Origin of the sequence: Flavicella sp. (assembly GCF_037132785.1) — a bacterium.
GTDB lineage: Bacteria > Bacteroidota > Bacteroidia > Flavobacteriales > Flavobacteriaceae > Flavicella.
Genome location: NZ_JBAHZZ010000016.1, coordinates 1 through 19134 on the forward strand (window position 1 = coordinate 1; position 19134 = coordinate 19134).

The 19134-nt window shown below is 29.8% G+C and carries 18 protein-coding genes; 2 read left to right on the plus strand and 16 right to left on the minus strand.

Annotated features, from left to right (window positions below):
- Positions 1–157: 157 nt before the first annotated feature.
- From V5787_RS01095 to V5787_RS01120, 6 genes are all read right to left on the minus strand, one after another.
- Positions 158–700, minus strand: coding sequence for a hypothetical protein (locus tag V5787_RS01095; RefSeq protein WP_336891445.1), 543 nt, complete (start codon positions 698–700; stop codon positions 158–160).
- 203 nt (positions 701–903) lie between these two features.
- Complete coding sequence (locus V5787_RS01100; protein WP_336891446.1) at positions 904–2040, minus strand: DNA cytosine methyltransferase; 1137 nt, start codon at positions 2038–2040, stop codon at positions 904–906.
- Complete coding sequence (locus V5787_RS01105) at positions 2010–3446, minus strand: DUF3883 domain-containing protein (RefSeq protein ID WP_336891447.1); 1437 nt, start codon at positions 3444–3446, stop codon at positions 2010–2012. Before V5787_RS01105 ends, V5787_RS01100 begins: the two co-directional genes overlap by 31 nt.
- Complete coding sequence (locus tag V5787_RS01110; protein WP_336891448.1) at positions 3443–4480, minus strand: DNA cytosine methyltransferase; 1038 nt, start codon at positions 4478–4480, stop codon at positions 3443–3445. The genes V5787_RS01105 and V5787_RS01110 overlap by 4 nt, the downstream gene beginning before the upstream one ends.
- A gap of 7 nt (positions 4481–4487) precedes the next feature.
- Positions 4488–4820: a helix-turn-helix transcriptional regulator gene (locus V5787_RS01115; protein WP_336891449.1), complete on the minus strand. Its 333-nt coding sequence runs from the start codon at positions 4818–4820 to the stop codon at positions 4488–4490.
- Positions 4821–5319: 499 nt separating this feature from the next.
- Positions 5320–6651, minus strand: a complete 1332-nt coding sequence (locus V5787_RS01120; protein ID WP_336891462.1) for a Sau3AI family type II restriction endonuclease — start codon at positions 6649–6651, stop codon at positions 5320–5322.
- Positions 6652–6826: 175 nt separating this feature from the next.
- Between V5787_RS01120 and V5787_RS01125 the strand changes: the two genes are divergently transcribed.
- Together V5787_RS01125 and V5787_RS01130 are read left to right on the plus strand one after the other, a co-directional pair.
- Positions 6827–7087 (plus strand): helix-turn-helix transcriptional regulator, encoded by a 261-nt coding sequence (locus V5787_RS01125; RefSeq protein ID WP_336891450.1) that lies wholly within the window; start codon positions 6827–6829, stop codon positions 7085–7087.
- The gene (locus V5787_RS01130; RefSeq protein ID WP_336891451.1) at positions 7087–7557 is read left to right on the plus strand and encodes a hypothetical protein; all 471 of its coding nucleotides are present in this window, start codon (positions 7087–7089) and stop codon (positions 7555–7557) included. The genes V5787_RS01125 and V5787_RS01130 overlap by 1 nt, the downstream gene beginning before the upstream one ends.
- On the opposite strand, the gene V5787_RS01135 is transcribed toward V5787_RS01130, so the two are convergent.
- The 10 genes from V5787_RS01135 to V5787_RS01180 all read right to left on the minus strand — a co-directional run bounded on the left by V5787_RS01135 (position 7558) and on the right by V5787_RS01180 (position 18952).
- Positions 7558–7794 (minus strand): hypothetical protein, encoded by a 237-nt coding sequence (locus V5787_RS01135; protein ID WP_336891452.1) that lies wholly within the window; start codon positions 7792–7794, stop codon positions 7558–7560.
- Between the two features lie 15 nt (positions 7795–7809).
- Positions 7810–8619 carry a DNA (cytosine-5-)-methyltransferase gene (dcm, locus tag V5787_RS01140; protein ID WP_336891453.1) on the minus strand — a complete coding sequence of 270 codons (810 nt, stop codon included), beginning with the start codon at positions 8617–8619 and terminating at the stop codon, positions 7810–7812.
- Positions 8609–8917 (minus strand): helix-turn-helix transcriptional regulator, encoded by a 309-nt coding sequence (locus V5787_RS01145; RefSeq protein WP_336891454.1) that lies wholly within the window; start codon positions 8915–8917, stop codon positions 8609–8611. Before V5787_RS01145 ends, dcm begins: the two co-directional genes overlap by 11 nt.
- A 457-nt stretch (positions 8918–9374) precedes the next feature.
- The gene (locus V5787_RS01150; protein ID WP_336891455.1) at positions 9375–12233 is read right to left on the minus strand and encodes a type I restriction endonuclease subunit R; all 2859 of its coding nucleotides are present in this window, start codon (positions 12231–12233) and stop codon (positions 9375–9377) included.
- Positions 12233–13939 (minus strand): FRG domain-containing protein, encoded by a 1707-nt coding sequence (locus V5787_RS01155; RefSeq protein ID WP_336891456.1) that lies wholly within the window; start codon positions 13937–13939, stop codon positions 12233–12235. The genes V5787_RS01150 and V5787_RS01155 overlap by 1 nt, the downstream gene beginning before the upstream one ends.
- A 1-nt stretch (position 13940) precedes the next feature.
- Positions 13941–15236: a restriction endonuclease subunit S gene (locus V5787_RS01160; protein ID WP_336891457.1), complete on the minus strand. Its 1296-nt coding sequence runs from the start codon at positions 15234–15236 to the stop codon at positions 13941–13943.
- Positions 15237–16817, minus strand: a complete 1581-nt coding sequence (locus V5787_RS01165) for a type I restriction-modification system subunit M (RefSeq protein WP_336891458.1) — start codon at positions 16815–16817, stop codon at positions 15237–15239.
- Entirely contained in the window at positions 16817–17014 is a 198-nt protein-coding gene (locus tag V5787_RS01170) for a helix-turn-helix transcriptional regulator (RefSeq protein WP_336891459.1), read from the minus strand. The genes V5787_RS01165 and V5787_RS01170 overlap by 1 nt, the downstream gene beginning before the upstream one ends.
- A gap of 300 nt (positions 17015–17314) precedes the next feature.
- Complete coding sequence (locus V5787_RS01175; RefSeq protein WP_336891460.1) at positions 17315–18169, minus strand: hypothetical protein; 855 nt, start codon at positions 18167–18169, stop codon at positions 17315–17317.
- Between the two features lie 6 nt (positions 18170–18175).
- On the minus strand, positions 18176–18952 hold the full coding sequence (locus tag V5787_RS01180) for a hypothetical protein (protein ID WP_336891461.1): 777 nt from the start codon (positions 18950–18952) through the stop codon (positions 18176–18178).
- Between the last annotated feature and the right edge of the window lie 182 nt (positions 18953–19134).

Sequence of the window (19134 nt, forward strand, 5' to 3'; positions counted from 1 at the left end):
CACAAGAAAAGATGAAGGAAAATTCAGAAAATCACATGAAAACACTTCAAAATGACTGCAAAAGGGTAGTCAAATATTTTAAACATCACAACATAAAATATGCTGCGTAAAACTAACGATATATAGATGCGAGGTTAATACTACAAAAACCTAAATATCAAAAAAACATAAAACAGACACTAGGCGTATAACTCAGAACTTTTATTTCAGGGAATTCTTGTTTTCCTTTTGTTTTGATATTAGTTTCTTGAAAAAAATGACTTATTCCAAAATCTAAATTTTCTACAATTGCTTTGGCATCTTTTTCGTTTTTTAGAGCGTCACTTTTGTAAGCGAACTCTTGTCCTTTTTCATCATACGTATTAAAATGTGGGGTTGTGATTTTTTGCTCAGACAATGGTAACTCTGTTTTATTTCTGTGCGCAGGTCCATCTGAATCAAATCGAAAGTATGGTTTTTCTGTGAAATCTGGACAATGTAATTTAATACCATATTTATATAATGATATTTTTTTTTCGACAATTAGAGTAATGTTTTCATTGATTGTAGAATGGTCAATTTTTGTTGACTGTTTTAACCAATCACCATTGTTTCTTTTTGGTTGTAAAACAATTGGATTAGTATTGAGGTTTTTTTTCTCGTAAGATAACTCTTGTAAATACTCGTAATTATCTCTAACATCAAAATTTATTTTACTCATTCAGTATTTTTTTTCGTATTGTGGCTAACGTTAAGTATAAGAAACGTAGGGCAGGTGATAAGCACTTTCGTTTCGGTTTATTACTTAGCTAAATATAAATATTTTGCTTTTATCTTTTTTACTATAAACGCCAAATTTTATATTTAGCGGACTTTGTTAATATGCACAGACCTTTAAGTTTAGCACAAACCGCCCTATGTTTTTTATACATTGTTAGGTGTCTGGCTTTTTTCCACAAACTTGCTAGCGTTGGCAGAGACATACTCTTTTACAATTTTGGGTGTAGCGTTGGCTTTAGCCAATTGTAAATGTGTATGGCTTTTAGCGTTGGCTTTTTCAATGTTATAATTTTTCTTTATCAAATTATTTAACGAATTAGAAATATGCCACATTAAAACAGGAGGTACTGCGTTTCCAATTGCTCTATATTGTCTATTGTCAGAAACTGAATCTAGAATAAAATTTTCAGGAAATGATTGAATATTTGATGCTTCTCTTGGAGTAAATCTTCTGTATCTACCATCTATTTTTAAAACAGGGTCAGTACTATTTAAACTAACCTTTGATAGATGTGAACTAATTGTATTACAGGGTTTTTCAGGGTCTTGGTCTCGACCTTTGTTCATTTTTTCTCTAACTCTCATCATTCCTTGAACAGCTCTTTCACTAAAAAACCACTTGTCATCATTGTTTGCTTTTAAGTCAATAACTTCTTTTAATTTAACCTTGGAGCCATTTAATGTTGTGGGTTTAGGGAATTCGAAATTGACAAAATCATTATAGTTTTTAAACCCAATAATAAAAATACGTTCACGTTTTTGAGGTATTCCATATTCAGAAGAATTAAATAATTGATGTTTAACATAATAACCTGCTTGTTCAAATTCTTTTACAATCATAGGAAAAGCCTTTTTCTTATTTGCAGATAGTAAACCTTTAACATTTTCTGCTATAAAAAATCTTGGTTGTTTTTCTTTTAATACTTTAACCATTTCAAAAAATAGTTTTCCTCTATCATCTTTAAATCCAAGTCTCGGAGGGTTTTGGGCACTAATGGAAAAAGATTGGCAAGGGAAACCACCTAAAAGAATATCGTGTTCTGGAAGCTTTTCAATTTCCATATCACGTACATCTTTAGTTTCACATTGATGCTTAAAGTTGGCATTGTATATTTTTGTAGCATACGGGTCGTTATCTACAGCATAAACAACTTCAAAAGGTAAAGGTTTATAGGTTTTATTGAGAAACTTGAAGTTTCCTTGAATACCTAAATCCATACCGCCACAACCACTAAATAAAGAGATTGTTTTTAGTTTTGTATTTCTAATAATGTTTGCCATTGCCCTGCTTTTTGTGAAAATTGTACAACTAAATTTTTGTCTACTTTAATATTACCCTGCTTATATTGTTTAACAGGATTCTGTATGATAAAAACATTCTTACCGCTATCGTTTGCAACTAAATAATAAATGAAATAGTTATCACCTATTGTATCAGCTGTATCCCATTCGTTTGGTGTTAGTTTAAATCTATTGTTTTTTAAAGCCTTACGAGATTTCGTTGTTTTAACTTCAATATATCTTTTTCTTTTCTCGATTTCAATACTTTGAATATCATAACCAACCCCTAATGGAGTAGGGATTTTGTTTATTAAGTGTTGACGTTTTGTTTCTTTCGTTCTTAAATATTCGTGAGCAAGTATTAAGCTCTCTCCATAATCGCCAATGATTTTTGTAGGAACTTTTCTATCACCTTTAATTCGTGAGTAATACTCTTGTATTATATTCGAAATATTTTCTGACTCAGAAGGACTCAATGAAGGAGCAAAAGCTTCTATATTATTGAAACTATTGACATAAGAGAACCAATTCTCTTCCATTTTAGCTATTTCTGGATTTGTAATTTCTTTTTCGGTATAAAATTTATCATAACCTGAATACCATTTAAAATTATTTAAATGATAATTAATAGTGTTCTTGTTTTCATCATTTAAGTAGTAATAATAACCTGTTCCTTTATCGTCCAATAAATTAGCCAGAACCATATAATCTAAAATATCTCCTGCATATCTATGTAAGTCCCCTTTTGATGGATATTCACCAGTTTTTGAATTTTTTAGTTGTTCATATTTATGATTATAAGATACTTTATCAGACCTATGTTTAACCATCATTATAGCAACTTCTTTCGGATGCCTACCATCTCTTGTTACTCTTAGGTCAAAATATGCACATTGTGTTAACTCTTCTGCGGTAAAGCTAAATGGTTTTCCAGTTATTTTTTCACCTTCTATCAGCAATTGTAAAATAAAATCACAAGGTTTAAATTTTACTTTAGCCTCAATTTGTTTGATTACATTTTGAGATTTTATATGCCCACCTGGATATTGAAATGAATGTAAAAAATAGTTGAAAAATTCATCTAAATATTGATTATTGGATAATCGAACAGCACTTAAACTTGGTTTTGTTAAATCATCTTTTTCTTGAATAAATGCAAATAAAGCCGAAATTTCTGTTCTCCAATTATCAATAGTTTTTTGTGTAGATGAAGCATTCTTTTTAAAGCCAAATAAAACTTGGTTCAAATTTTCTCTGAACTTTTTTTTGGGTAATGTTTCCATTTCAGAAATAGAAGTTGAAACATAAAGAAGTACTTCTTCAACATCATTTTTAAAACGAGGTCTTACGTGATGAAGTCTGAAAAAATATTCATCAGGAATTTGATATGTTTTTACATTACTCATAAATAACTTTTAATTGATTCAGCTAGGACTTTGGCTAAAACAGGTGGAACAGCATTACCAACTTGTTTATATTGACTTGTTTTACTGCATTGAAAAATGAAACTGTCAGGGAAAGATTGAATTCTTGCACTTTCTCTTACAGTTGGTACTCTATTGAATTTATAATGAAAATGATGTCTATGACCTGTATCAATAGTAAAACTAGGCTTTTGGCTGTTAAGTCTTGTCCAAGCAATATTAACTTTTCTAGTTTCGTGAAGTTCTTTTGGTAAATTTTTATAATTACCTCCATCAGGAACCATTGAAATTATTTCAATAGTTTGCTCTTTATGATTTGTAATTTCGTGATTGTAAATTCCTTTTGAACCATTTCTGATAATTTTTTGGTAATCTGATTTTGGTTTTATTGGATAGTTCGTTCCGTCAGCCAAAGAGTCTTCAGGTAAATCAGAAATAGCTTCTTGAGAAACAATATGTTTATCGAATGTTGGTTTTGGAAAAATAAATTCTATATTACCTTTTATGCCAACAAAAAAAGCTCTTCTTCTATTTTGAGGAACTCCGTAGTCAGAAGCTAATAAAATTTTGTAAACTACATTATATCCTAGTTTTTCAAAATCTTCAATTATAGCGTCTTTAACGACACCTCCGCCCATTGAAATAATGTTAGGAACGTTTTCCATTAAAAATACTTTTGGTTTGTAGAACTGTACAAATGAAACAAATGATTTATATAATTGATTTCTCTCGTCATCTATTACTCTTTTACCTGCTATGGAAAAACCTTGGCAAGGAGGTCCTCCAATGATAATATCAGCTTTTAGTACTCCTGTTTTCTCACTTATAGTTTTTGGAGTTTCTTTAAATAAGTCAGCAACAATTCCTACTGGTTTTTCGTGATTGTGATTAAAAGTGGTTATTGCATCTTTCCAATGGTCTATACCTAATGTAATGTCGTAATCTGCTTTATTGAAACCAGAAGAGAGTCCACCACATCCACAAAAAAGGTCAATAACTGTATATTTTTCTTTCATTCTAATTTTAAAAATTTATTTTTCCTTGTTTAAGGTTTAGATTCTTTAAATACTGAATTTTTTCTTCAGCTACTTTTAAGATTTCGTTGGTGTTTTCTTCTCCTATAATTTGATAAGCGACTTTGTCGCTAAAAAGAATTAGTCCTAAAGTTTTCTCTTCAATTCCAAATAAGGTTGAAAGTATCGGAATCATTTCTTTATTGGCACTTCTTTCCCCGCGTTCAATTTTACCTAGAGTAGAGGGGTCTATGTCAAGTTTTGACGCAACTTTTCGTATTGGAAGATTGTTTTCTTCTCTCAGTTTTCGTAAGTACTCTCCAAATGATTGTTTTGTATTCATTTTCCCAATATTTTTCCTGAAATTATGTTCAGGACAATAATTGTCCAAAATTAACAAATAATAATGAATATCAAATAGAGTATTTGGATTATTTTATTTGGGTGGCGGTGGGTAAGGGCAAGCTCTTTTTCTTTTGTGAGGCACGAGCAAAATGAAATGTGCTTGACCGTGCGGTGGGATTTTTTTTCAGCTTGCACCTAACGGTTAGTATAAGAAACGTAGGGCAATAAATAAGCACTTTCGTTTCGGTTTATTACTTAGCCAAATATAAATATTTTGCTTTTATTTTTTCTTTTAAATGCCAAATTTTATATTTGGCGGACTCTGTTAAAATGTACTAAACTTTGGAGTTAACACAAACACCCTATGTTTTTTATACATTGTTACCAACTGGCTTTTTTCCGTTTTGCTGATAGCGTTTGCAAAGACATACTCTTTTGCAATTTTGGCTTGAGCGCTGGCTGTAGCGATTGCAAATGTGTATGGCTTTATGCGTTGGCTATTTCAGATATATCTCATCTCTCACATAATTCGCATTAAACCAAAAACATTGCTTGCTATATTCCATTGTTTTAAGTTTTTTATCTTGGATAGGTAAAGGATAAGTAAATGTAGAGTCAGATCCGTGAGGTCTAACGTGACAAACATTACTATCCTTTAATTTTGGCAAGTTATTTTTCCTAATGGGATTTCCCTTTTTAGAATATCTAATATTTCCTTTTTTATCAAGAGCATAGTCTTTAAAAATAGATCCTGTTTGAATTGTTTTTTTTGTTTTTAACCAGATTCTTCTAACCTCATTTCTATCTTTGAAAGGCATATTCCAAAACTGCGCTTTATCAAGAAAGTATTCTCCATTATTTTTCTTAAAAAAAACAAATAAGAATTTCTTCTCGGTTAAATCTTTTAGTTCTGACTTCCTCCAACTTTCTTCATAAATTTGTTCAAATTTAAATGCAGGAAAGGAAATAGATTGTACAATAGAATTATTTTCTTCAACTCTAATTGCTTTTATTTCAATATCCGCTTTTTTAAACTCTTCAATTTCTTTATCTATTTCAACACCAAGAACTGCTTTTGCCAAAGATGGAAAATATTGATAAGATTTTTTTAATTCAAGGTTTAAATTATTTTCAATTTCTCTTGCAAAATTTCCGTAAAATGGAACAAGTTTTGAAATAACAAGATCTTCGATAGAAATGTTATTTTCTAAAACCTCAGTACTTTCAATTATTTTACCATAAACGGCTTGTTCTTCTTGCGCAATATTTGCAATTATGTGGTTTACATAACCTTGTTTTAAAGAATACGCTCTCTGTTTTGCTTTAACTTCATTAAAAGGTTGATTTCGTAATGATTTTTCTGCGGTTGAACCTTTAGTGCAAGCACCTAAATAAAACGTATCTCCTTCTGATAATTCGTGTGCTTTTCCTTCCTTTATTTTTTGATTTATTGTTTCCCAATCTCTTTTTATGATTAATAAATCTTGATTAGGATATTCCCAATCATCAACAAGTTTAATAAGATAATCAAGTATATCTTTTTCTTTGTCGTGTAAATAGAAAATCAATAATAAGTGAGCGTTCTTTTTCCAAAAAGAACTTTCTTCAAAATTCTCTTTGTGAACTTCTAAATAATTGATTATATTTAAAACAAGCCTTTCTTTTGAACGATAATCTCCATTTTTTAAAGTCTTTAATGGAGTTGATTTTAATTCCATTCCTACTTGAACAAAATCGGCTTCCGCTTTAGAGTTAGGTTCGTAGCCGAAATAGAATTTTTCAAGTATTTGTCCGAAATTCCCTTTTCCTTTATATCCGTGATTTTCAATTTATTTGGGCGTTACCTAAAGGTCGGGCTTTCCGTTCCAATCTTTTTTTGAAGAAAAATCAAAAAAAGGATTTCCTCTACAATCCCTAACGCAAAACTTTACTTACAAATAGAATTGTTAAATATGCTACATATTGTCGGTTGACCAAAACATACAATCTGTATAGTTTTACAAAATGGTAAATAAGCATTTAATTAAGCAGTTTGGCTTGAAAATTAGAGAGTTGAGAGAAGCCAAGAATATTAGTCAAGAAGCATTGTCTTTTTCTACTGGTTTTCATAGAACATATATTGGAATGATTGAAAGAGGTGAACGAAATATCTCGCTTACAAATATGGCTGTTTTCGCCAAAGTATTTGAATTAAGCCTTTCAGAATTACTTGATTACAAAACCTTAAACTCTTTCAGGAAATACGAAACTAAAAATCAAAAATAATGTCAAGAAAACATTCATTTACTTTGACATTGTCAAATAATATTACGGAAAAAGAAGGTGTTCTTTTTCTTTTAGATAATCATACAGGTTTTTTTAAAATTGATTTAGATACTAAAAAAGAATTACTGGATTTATTAAAAATTGAAAGAAGATATTTACAATCTTTTGATTTAATTTATGTTCCTAAAATGGTTGGAAAAACAATAGATTCAGATTTTTTGAAAACTTATTTAGAAGATATAATCTTTGTAGAATTAAAAACCACAAAAAAATATTTACCTGAAAATCCAAAAGGTTTCTTTTTTGGTGCAACTGAAAACGAGTTCAACTTTGGAAAGATACTTAAAGATAAATTTTTATTTTGCTTTGTGACTTTAAATGAAAAAGCACCTTCATTTGTTTTATTAAGTATAGAAGAACTCGACAAAATAATTAGAAATAAGCGTATTCAATATCAGATTAATTTATAATTAATTGCATTCACAATCAATTTCAAAATATGAATTTTTGAATTGCTTTAAAAATTGTTCCTCTGAATATTTATGATTTTCATCAAAGCTGATTTTTTCTGAAATATCAAAGTAATAATAAAAACCATTTTTTAAATAAATTAACCAAGTAGAATTCAATAAGCCATTTCTTTTAGTTAGTTGTAAACCTATTTCAGAATTACATTTTAAAATGCTCAATATTTCAGGTGTATTCATATTTTTGTTTTAGAGCTATGCTGCGTTAGGGATTGAAGCAATTGTTTGAACTCCTTTTTTTGATTTTTCTTCAAAAAAAGAGTGAGTGCGGAAAGCCCGACCATTTTGGGAAACGCCCAAACAATTAATCTCCTCTAAACTTCCTTTGATTTCAAATTCTTGAAGTTTATTTATTTTTTCTAAAGGGAAAGCATTTGCAATTGTTCCTTTTTCTTGAAGCCAATCAGTTTTTTTAGATTTTGATATTCTTTTATATACTTCAGTTGATTTATGATATCCAATTATAAAAGTTCTTCTTCTTCTTTGAGGCATACCATATTCTCCAGCATTTACAACTCGCCATTCTACAGCATAACCTAAATCATTTAAACTCTTCAACATTACTGCAAAATCACGACCTCTTTGTGATGCTGGAGATTTCAAAAGTCTATCTACATTTTCTAAAAACAAATATTTTGGTTTGTTTTTTTTATCTTCTAAAATTTTGTGAATTGACCACCAAAGAACACCTTTTTTTCCTTTTAATCCTTTCGAGTTATGTAATGTTGTCGCAACAGAATAATCTTGACAAGGAAAACCACCAACCAATAAATCGTGATCTGGAATTTCCTCAATATTCCTTGTGACAACTTCATTTAAATCTTCATTTGAATGGTTTTCTTTTCCAAATTGTTTTTCGTAAACCATTGATGCGTGTTGTACTTTTGTTGAAGGTTCCCATTGGTTACTCCAAACAATATCGTAATTATTATATTTTTCAAGTCCAAGACGAAAACCTCCAACACCTGCAAATAATTCTGCTACTTTTATTTTGTTATTTGCCATTTTCTTGTGATTTATAATAATTAATTTTTTCTTCCGCAACTCTTAAAATTTCAGTTGTTTCTTGTGTGTATTTTAAATCATCTGCTATTTTTTCAGAATACCAATTTATGATTAATTCCTGTTCTGAGAGATTGTAGAATTTCGCAAGTCTAAGTAGTTGTTCCTTGGTAGGTTTTCTTTCGTTTTTTTCGAATTTGCTTATCAAAGATTGATCAATATCAACTTCTGCTGATACTTTTCTCAGAATCATTTCTTTTTCTTCTCGTGCAACTTTTAAAATATTCCCTAATGATTTCATTGGACAAAATTATTTTAGACTAATATTGTCCAAAAGTAAATGTTTTTTTTGAATTGCTAAGGTTTTGGGTGGGAAATTTTACTCTTTTATTTTTTTAACGTTGGAGTTTAGCGTTGGCAAAAAATAAATGTGTAAAATATGCGGCTGGATTTTTTTTTCGCTTGTTGGTAACGGTTAGTATAAGAAACGTTGGGCAGTTAATTTGCACTTCATTTCGGTTTATTACTTAGCTAAATATAAATATTTTGCTTTTATTTTTCTCCTAAATGCCAAATTTTATATTTAGCGGACTTTGTTAATATGCACAGACCTTTGAGTTTAGCACAAACCGCCCTATGTTTTTTATACATTGTTAGGTGTCTGGCTTTTCTTTCCGTAAGTGGCTAGCGTTGGCGTGAAAGCTCTTTTAAATTTGTGAGGCACGAGCAAACTTTAAATGTGCTTGAACTTGCGTTGGCTATTCCGTCATAATTCCGCTAATAAATGTTTCCACAAATTCCAGTATTTTGTTAGTAATTCGCTCCGCTTTGGATTTTCTTTCTTTCAAACTTGGACGAGTATTCATTGTGTCTATTATGTCGTCACGTAATGGGATTTTCTCTGTAAACATATAATCGCCAATTACTTTTTCTAGTTTGTCAGAATCCAAGTTCTCTTCTTTACTCAATGATTTTATGGCTTCTAATTTTTCAGTTGTCATAAACTTCACAAATTCATCTGGAATATCTTCAGAATCCTCAATTATTGGTAAATGTTCATTTATGAATTTTTCAATTAACTCACGTTTACTTCTTAGCTGTGTATCTCCAGCCACAATATCCATTATGTTTTTCAGTTGTTTTTCTTGTTCCTCAACAGATACTAAATTTTTAAGATTTGCCAGTAATTTTAAAATGTAGGTAACGTTTATTTCGTCTCTATGAATAAGTTCTAATTCAAAATCTATATCATTTAAAATAGAAACTTTATCAACTGCATTTTCTCTTTTTACTTTATCTCTTAAATCTAAATATTTGCTTTTATAATCTTCAAAAGTTTGTTCATTTATACTAATATCATCAAAAGTGAACTCAGTAAATGTTTTTAAAACATTAAGTGTTCTCATTAATTCTCTAAACGCTTTAGCAAAAGCCAATTCATCTTCTTCACTTTCTAAATTAGAAACACTATCTACCGTTGGTGCAACTTGCAGTAATTGGATAAAAGCATCATTCATTTTACTAACATAATCTTCATAAGGCTCTATAATTATTTCGTCCTTAGATTCTATGTTTGAGAATAAAGCAATAGCATCATCTGTATGCTGTTTTAAGTTTCTAAAACAAACCACATTTCCTTGCGATTTCACTTCATTTAGAATTCTGTTTGTTCTTGAAAAAGCCTGAATTAAACCGTGGTATCTAAGGTTTTTATCTACATAAATAGTGTTTAATGTTTTACTATCAAAACCTGTTAAAAACATATTGACTACTAATAGAATATCAACTTGCCTGTGTTTTACTCTTTTAGCAATATCATTGTAATAATTATAATAACTTTGCGTGTCTTTGGTAGAGTAGTTTGTACCAAATGTTTTGTTGTAATCGGCAATAAAACTATCTAAATGTTCTCTTGTGTGTTTAGAATTATATTCAGCTTTTGGTTCAGCAACAACATTCAAGTCTACTTCATCAAATTCGGAAGTTGTAAAACCTAATGCATCCTTATCTTCTTCATTCGTTTGATAAGAAAATATAGTTGCCACTTTTAAATTATGCTCTTTCGATTTAAATAGCTTGTAATATTTAATAAGCGTTTCTACATTGCTTACACACATTATAGCTGTAAACTCTTTATTGTGTGTTTTACGGCTGTGATTTGTAATTATATACTCTGTAATAGCATCTAGTCGTTCAGGTGCTTCCATTACTTCCTTTTCGTCTATTGCTTCTACATCAATATCTAAAATGTGTTCTTTCTTCTTAAATGTATTTATGTATTCAATTGAAAATTTCAATACATTTTCATCTCGTATGGCATCTGTAATTACATATTTATGCAAAGCTTTTTCTCCACCAAATAACATTGCTGTTGTGCGTTTACCAAATTCGTTTTTTCCTGCATTTTTTTCAAAAATAGGTGTTCCTGTAAAACCGAACATTTGACTTTCTTGAAAGAAATTTTTAATGTCTTCGTGTGTTTTTCCAAACTGACTTCTGTGGCATTCGTCAAATATAAAAATCACACGTTTGTTTTTTAAATCTTCTATTTGATTTAAATACTTGGTTTTACTTATGGCTGTATTTAGTTTTTGAATGGTTGTAACAATCAATTTATTATCACCTGCCAATTGCTGAACCAATGCTTTGGTATTACTTGTTCCGTCAATACTCCCTTTACTAAAACTATTGAATTCTTTTGTAGTTTGGTAATCCAAATCTTTTCTATCTACTACAAAAATCACCTTATGCACTTTAGGCATATGTGTTAATATTTGACTTGCTTTAAAACTGGTTAAGGTTTTACCTGAGCCTGTGGTGTGCCAAATAAAGCCGTTTTTTGTGGTGTTTTTTACTCTATCAATAATGGCTTCTACCGCAAAATATTGATAAGGGCGTAGTACCATTAGTATTTTACCTGATTCATTTAAAACAACATATCGAGTAATCATTTTAGAAATATGACAAGGCTCTAAAAATTGGTCTGTAAATTTTGATAGTTGAGTAACCAATTTATTACTGGTGTCGCTCCAGAAAAACGTTTGTTTAAAACTACGTGCTTTTATTGGACTGTTGGCATAGTATTTTGTGTTTACACCATTGCTAATTACAAATATTTGTACAAACTGAAACAAGCCAGCTCCTGCACCAAAACTATGACGTTCGTATCTGTTTATTTGATTAAAAGCTTCTTTTAGCTCTAAGCCTCTACGTTTTAGTTCTATTTGTACCAATGGCAAACCGTTTATTAGAATGGTAACATCATAACGGTTTTTGTATTTGCCTTCCATAGTTACTTGTTGGGTAACTTGAAATTCGTTTTTACACCAATGCAATTGGTTAATGAGTTCTATGGTTTTGTTTTCGCCTTTGTCATTTGTAAACGGAACTCTATCACGCAATTTTTTAGCTCTTTCAAAAATAGAACCTTTGTTTATGTAATTTAAAACTTGTTTAAAATCATTATCTGATAAGATAATTTTATTGTGCTTTTCTATCTGAGATTTTAGATTACATAATAAATCTGCTTCATCTTTAATTACCACCTTTTCATAACCCAACTGTTCTAATTGGCTCACTAAGTTGTTTTCTAATAGTTGTTCTGGTTGAGTGGTCATTAGTTATTTAAAGATTTAGCAAATTCTATAATTTTTTTGGTTGTTTCTTCTGCAATAGTTCTTCGGTTTTTTAAACTTGGTTTGCTTTTTAATGTTGAAATAACGCTATCTGGTAAAGGTGGTTTTTCATCAAACAAATAAGTGTTGATTACACTTTTTAATTCAACCGATTTCAACTTTTCTTCTTTTACAAAAACTTTGAGTTTACTATTTCTTTCTTTTGTCCAAAAGGTTGTTTCATCAAATTTGGTGCTTAAAACTTTTGGTGTAGTGTCTTCTGATTTTTTAACTGTGCTTTTGCTATCAATTGAAGTAGGAATTGGTCTGTGCGAAATACTTGCAATGTATGTTTCGTCCTTGTAACGTTCTCTAATATAACTACTCATATGGCTAAGGTCTGGATAAACTGAGCCACTATGAATATTTAAAGACTCTAATTGTTCTAATAATACTTTTTTAGAATTGGCATCAATAATTACAATTTTAGTAGGTAAGCTATTTAATTCTTTCCTTGATTCTTGACTACTTACAAATACAAAATGACCACTTTGGTTGTTTATTCGTTGATTTTTCGCAATACCTTGAACAAACCAATTTTGTTTGAAACAATCTTCTTTTTCAGAAGGGGATAAGTCGCAATTTATTTTATGAATGTCCTTGTTTTGTGATACAATGCTATTGGTCAGGCATTTTAGTCTTTCATCATCAAAGGTTAAAAAATTAGTTGCATTTGGTACAAAAGCATATACTAAACCATCTGCATTTGCTCGCTCTAAATTATTACAAGCAAAAAATATGGAAACTAAAGGATTACGAGTAATATCTAACAACCTTGTAGGCATACCAAAATGTTGCATTGTTATTAAACGGTCATAAATATTATGGTCGTTTGCAAAAGCTTCTGGTTTAAGCGAAAGAATATCATAATACATTCTTGCTTCATTTTCTTCATATTTTTCTTCTCTTGTAAGACTAGAGTCTAACAGCCAAGTAGCATCTGCCTGACCTCTGTAATAGTTATTTACGCTTCCTTTGCTTAAAACATCTAATAACTCACGTAATTCTTCTTTGTCTTCTTTGCCTGTTTTAGTAAATACAAAATGAATGCGTTCGTCATATTCTTTAGAGATAAAAAGTTTTTCAACTTTGTTTTGTAGTTCTTGATTTGGATTTTCTTTTTCTTTTATCAAATCATTTAATTCTAGCAGTAGGTTTTTACCAAACTCTGTTTTTGAATAAGCAAGAAAATTAGGTCTTCTAGTAGCAGCTTTGTTTTTTGTAAGGTATTGCAAATAGGTAAATAAAAAATTGTTTTTTTGTAATTCAATTTTCTGGTTTAGCTCTTCCTTGTTTAGTTGAACAAGTAACTGCCAAAGAACATATTCTTTTATGTATTCGTATCTTTTAGTTTGCCCATCTTCTTTGTGGTCTTCAAAAAAAGTGATAATGTTTTTTATGGTTAAATCATTTCTATGCGAATTTTTATTAATGCTAAAATTAATTTTAGATTCAGCAAAGTAGTTCTCTCCTTTTAGATTAATCTCTTTTTTTATAGCATCAGCTAAAAAATAATACTGAAATGATAAACCTGCTACAGATTTAAAATAGTTAAGTGTCCAATAGTAGTATTTTTTAGTATCTAAAAAATCTACTAAATAAATTTCAAAGTTGCTTTGTATTTCGTTATTTATTTTTGTTAAATCCATATTACACAAACATTTTTTGGAGTAAACCTTTTTTGAAATCTACACTAGCATCAATTTTTTGTTCTAAAGCATCAATTTTATCATCAAGAACTGTTAAATAATTAGCTATTTTAGTTTGCTCAAGTTTTGTAGGTATGGAAACATTAACTTTTGAGAAGTTACCTACTGAAATAGTATATCTAGTGCTTCCTGTAGAAAACCGTGTCATTTGTTTTAGTACACTTGAATTATTACAAAAATAATGAGAATATTTTAAATCTAAATCTACGTTAGGTCTAAATCTCATTAAATGATAACTATAAACAGCATTTTCTATGTCTTCAAATATTACAACAGAATGACCAATATCGGAAGCTGTTTCTGAACTTGGAGTAAAAAGTATATCGCCTTTTTTTAAATTTGAAGATTCTATTTGAGAATCTTTTGCACTTACAACTTGATACACTTTAACAGTTTGATTATTTATTTCTTCGTGATTATATACATTCATATAATTTACTAGAAATATTTTTTTTTCACCTTCTATCGTTAGTTTATCTACACTACTAGTTTGAAACTTTCCGATTGTACCCAACTTCTTCTCTTCCCAATCAGGAAAATCATTTCCATTGTCATCTTTAAAGCGAATGTCTTGGTTAAATATTTTTTGTAATACACCTTTTTTGTACTCAACTAAGGCTTCTTTTTTTTCTTTTAATAAAGTAATATGGCTATCTACTTTGGTAAGGAAATTGGCTATTTTTTGTTGTTCGGCAGGCTTTGGAATAAATAAGTCTATCTTTTCAACTCTCCCTTTTGATAAACCTAAAACTTTTGTGCCTTGAGCAATAGTCATTAATTCTATTCTTGCCTTATAGGTTGTTAAAAGGTGTCCAAAGAAACCTTTTGCTAATGTTTCGTCAGTTTTACGAGCTAAGAAAGTGTGTAAACCTGCAAGAATTTTTTCGTTATTAGTGTTTGTGATTTCAATGGTTTTACCAATGTCTGCATAGTCTTCAGAAGCATCAGCCATTACCAAATCACCATTTAGCACATAATTTTCATCATCAATTCTACTGATATCAACATCATCATTAATAAAAGGTAATTCTTCTTTTTTAATATCAAAATGAGTATCGAATTTAGTGTGAATATCTCCATAATGTATGTTTTTAACCTCACCAGATTCATAATTCAAATTTTCTCTTGAAAGTGAATTTGTGTTTTTAAATTCAAAATGATTTTTGAATTTAGTTCCTCTCCAATTTTTAGTAAATTCAGGAAAACGAACACTTGGTTTTAAGTTTGTGTTTTCCATTTAAAAAGGTTTAGGGATTTTGAGGTCATTACAAAATTTTGCAATTGCAGTATCTGCTATTTCTAATTTTTCATCAATATTAATTAGTTTTTCGCTCACTTCTTGCAAGTCTATTAGTACTTCTTCTTCAAAAGTATCTACATACCTTGGCATATTAAGGTTGTATTCGTTTTCTTTGATTTTATCTAGTGTAACTATAGAACAATATTTTTCAATTTCAACTCTGTTTATATAAGCGTTTACAATATCGTTAATATCACTTTTCTCTTCGGTGTCTCTTAGTTCGTTTTTATTACCGTTTTTTATGTAATGGTCTTCTCCACTAGCATCTATCATTACAATATTATCGGCTGCTTTTCTACATTTTTTTAGCACCAAAATACAAGTAGGTATTCCTGTTCCGTAAAAAATATTAGCAGGTAAACCTATAACCGCATCTATGGCGTTTTTATCTTCAATTAAATATTTTCTAATTTGGTTTTCTGCATTACCTCTATATAAAACTCCGTGAGGTAAAATAACTGCCATAGTACCGTTATCTGCTAATTGGTGGTACATATGCTGTACAAAAGCATAATCTGCTTTGGTATTTGGAGCAAGTTTTCCATATTGAGAAAAACGCTCGTCTGTACTATTAAGTGGATTTTTGTTTCCTTTCCAATGTGCAGAAAATGGCGGATTTGCTACAACAGCCTCAAAACGCTTGTCTAAATGCTGTGGGTTTTCTAGCGTGTCTTCATTTTTAATATCAAACTTACGGTAATGAATATCGTGCAGTATCATATTCATACGTGCTAAGTTGTATGTAGTACGGTTCAATTCTTGTCCGTAAAACTCACTTACTTCTGCTTCTTTTTTTACACGCAATAAAAGAGAACCAGAACCACAAGTAGGGTCGTAAACCGATTTTAATTTTGTTTTTCCGTGTGTAACTATTTTGGCTAGTATTTTAGATACTTGTTTTGGTGTATAAAACTCGCCTTTAGACTTGCCTGCAAGCGCTGCAAATTTCCCAATCAAATATTCATAAGCATCTCCCAAAACGTCTGATTCTAAATCCTCCAATTTAAAATCAATTTTATGCAGTTCGTTTATGATTTTTACAATCACTTCATTTCTTGCACTTACAGTTCTACCTAATTTGGTAGAAGTTAAATCTAAATCTTCAAACAAAGCTGCAAAGTCTTCTTCTGAATCATTACCCATTGTACTTTGCTCAATGTGGTTAAGTACAGCTTGTAATTCATCTAGTATAAAATTGCTTTCGCCTTCGGTTTTATTATTTCCTTTTAGAGCAATAGTGTCAAACAATTCTTTAGGCTCTAAATAATAACCTAATTTTATTAAACATTCTTCACGTAAAGCTTCCAAAGTTTCGTTATCGGTAACTTTAGAAAAATCAGTTTCGTTTTCTCCTTGCAATAATTCGGTTACGTAAATATTTTGCTTTTCAGAAAGGTATTTAAAGAAAATAAATCCTAATATGTAATCCCTGTAATCGTCAGGATTCATTTTTCCTCTAAGCAAATTAGCAATTGCCCAAAGGCTATTTTCTAATATTCGTTTTTGGTCGTCACTCATTATATATCGTCATTTTTTACGAGTAGTTCAGCTACTTCAATGTTTAAGATTTTAGCAATCTTGTATAAATCTTCTAAACTAGGTTGTCTTTTATTTCTTGCGTATTCATTTATAGTAGGATAACTTTTATCCATTTTTTCAGCAAGCCAAATTTGACTAATTCCTTTATCTTTTAGAACTTCTTTTATTCGGTTCATTTTAAACCAGTTTTAATTGTGCTGTAAACTTAATAAATATTCATTGTTTTATAATGATATTTCTCGTTTTATTCTAATGGGTTTGGGCGGGATAAAAACAATGTGTGCCTTTTTCGGCACTCTTTGTTTTGTGCGGTTGGTATTTTTTTTCAGCTTGCACCTAACGTTGTTGTATATGGTTTGTTGCGTGTTTTAAGCAACTAATTTAGTAAATAATTACCGACCAAGAAAGTCCGCGAGGACTTTCGTAAGTAGGCAAGAAGTCAGCAATAAATTATATACGGTGTTGCCAGTAGTTTTTTATTCCAAATTCTTAACTTCTGTTCTATATCTTTCTAATGAATTACTCATTTCATTTTGTATTCCTTCCAAAGTTTCTTTATGAGCTCCATTTTGCTTTTGAATTTCATCAAACAATATAGACGAGTCTCTTATTCTTTCTATGATTTCCATAGCTGAAAAATTTCCAATATAATTTTTCAAAACATTTTCCAAAACTGCTCTATTGAATTCATACAAATAATTCAAATTATTATTGGAAGGTAAACCTTCGTGAAATTTTAAAATCAAATGATTTAAAAGTTCATTATCTTTTTGAGCAATTCCACTATCTTCTTTTATAATTAATTTTGCTATTCCATTTAATATTTGACTACTCAAATCTTTAAATTTGGTTTTTCTCTCAAAGTCAAAATTTTGTCCTTTTTGAATAATATCCCAAAGTTGATTTAGTTGCATATTGAAGTAGTCTATAATCAAAGAAATTCTGTTATAGTTATCAATATTTTTCTCGCCATATTTTTTGGTAAAGGATTGAAAATAAGTTTCATTTTTCAGTAATTCATCTAATCTTTCAAAACTTTTATTTGGTGAAAATCGTAATAATTGAAAATCAAGCAGATTTGTATTATAATTATTTACCATTTCCCCTAAATTAGTTATAGTTGTTTCTGCGTGACTAGTGGAAGAAGTTATTAAGTTTTTGAAATTTCTAATTCTATTATCAGTTTCTCTTTGCAATTTTTCCTTTTCTCTTCTTCTTTCTTGCTTGAGAGTTAGATAGAAAACAAATAATGCAGTTCCTGTTCCAATAAGAGCGCTGAAAATGTTTTGTAAAAAGCTTTTATCAGTAAAGAATTCTATTATTTTATCCATAGTTTTTTATTTATTAAATTCAAATTTTTCATCTCCGACTTCAAATGTTGTTTTAAATCCACCTTGCATAAATTTCATTCCCAAGTCAAATGGTTCTTTCGCATTTTTTCCTTTAAATGATACATAGGTTTCAGCAGTTTCATAAAAAACCATTCGCAAGCCAATCAGTCCAAAATTATCTGCGTCAAGGAATTGATAGTAAAAAACTTTTGGATTCTCGCCTTTAATTCCTCGATTCAGTTCATTTTCTAACTCAAAACTCTTTTTAAGAAACTTTTTGAATGTCTGCATATTTTCGTCTGCATACTCAATAAATTCCAATACCATTTTTGTTTCTCCTTCAAATTTTTCTTTAAACTCTTGATAAAAAAGTCCATAAGCGATATGCTCTAAACAATTAATAAGTCTTTCGGAATTCGGATTTCCGATTGAGACCAGTCGAAATTTTCCATCTGTGGTTTTGATTTTAGCATATTTGTGATTTCTCAAAATTTGCTTTTCTATAAAATCCTTATTTTTTCTTTTTAACGACCTGTTTGCTTTAGTCAATTGATGAAAATTTCCAACAGGATTATTTTTCATTAAACCTGATAAAGACAATAAAAGAAATTCGTCATCGTCTGATTTTTTCGAATTATGAATATCGCAGGAAGGAACTGTAATTAAATCTTTTCTAAAATTAATTCCATTTGTGTCCTTCATTTCAGGAAATAAGCAAATCGGTGGAACGTGCTCTCTTGAAGTCGCTTTTCGTTCACATTTGTAGCATTTTTCCTTGTTCATTGTTCATTGTTCAATTCGTATTCGTTCGCTCAAATTACTGGCAACTAGTTATATGTATATAAAATACATCGAATAACAGTGTCAGCTGCATGATAACGATGTATATCTATCATTGTTTACAGTCAAAATTAATTAATTTTTTTACGTTGTTCTAATTGTTTTACAATTAAATCTAATGGATT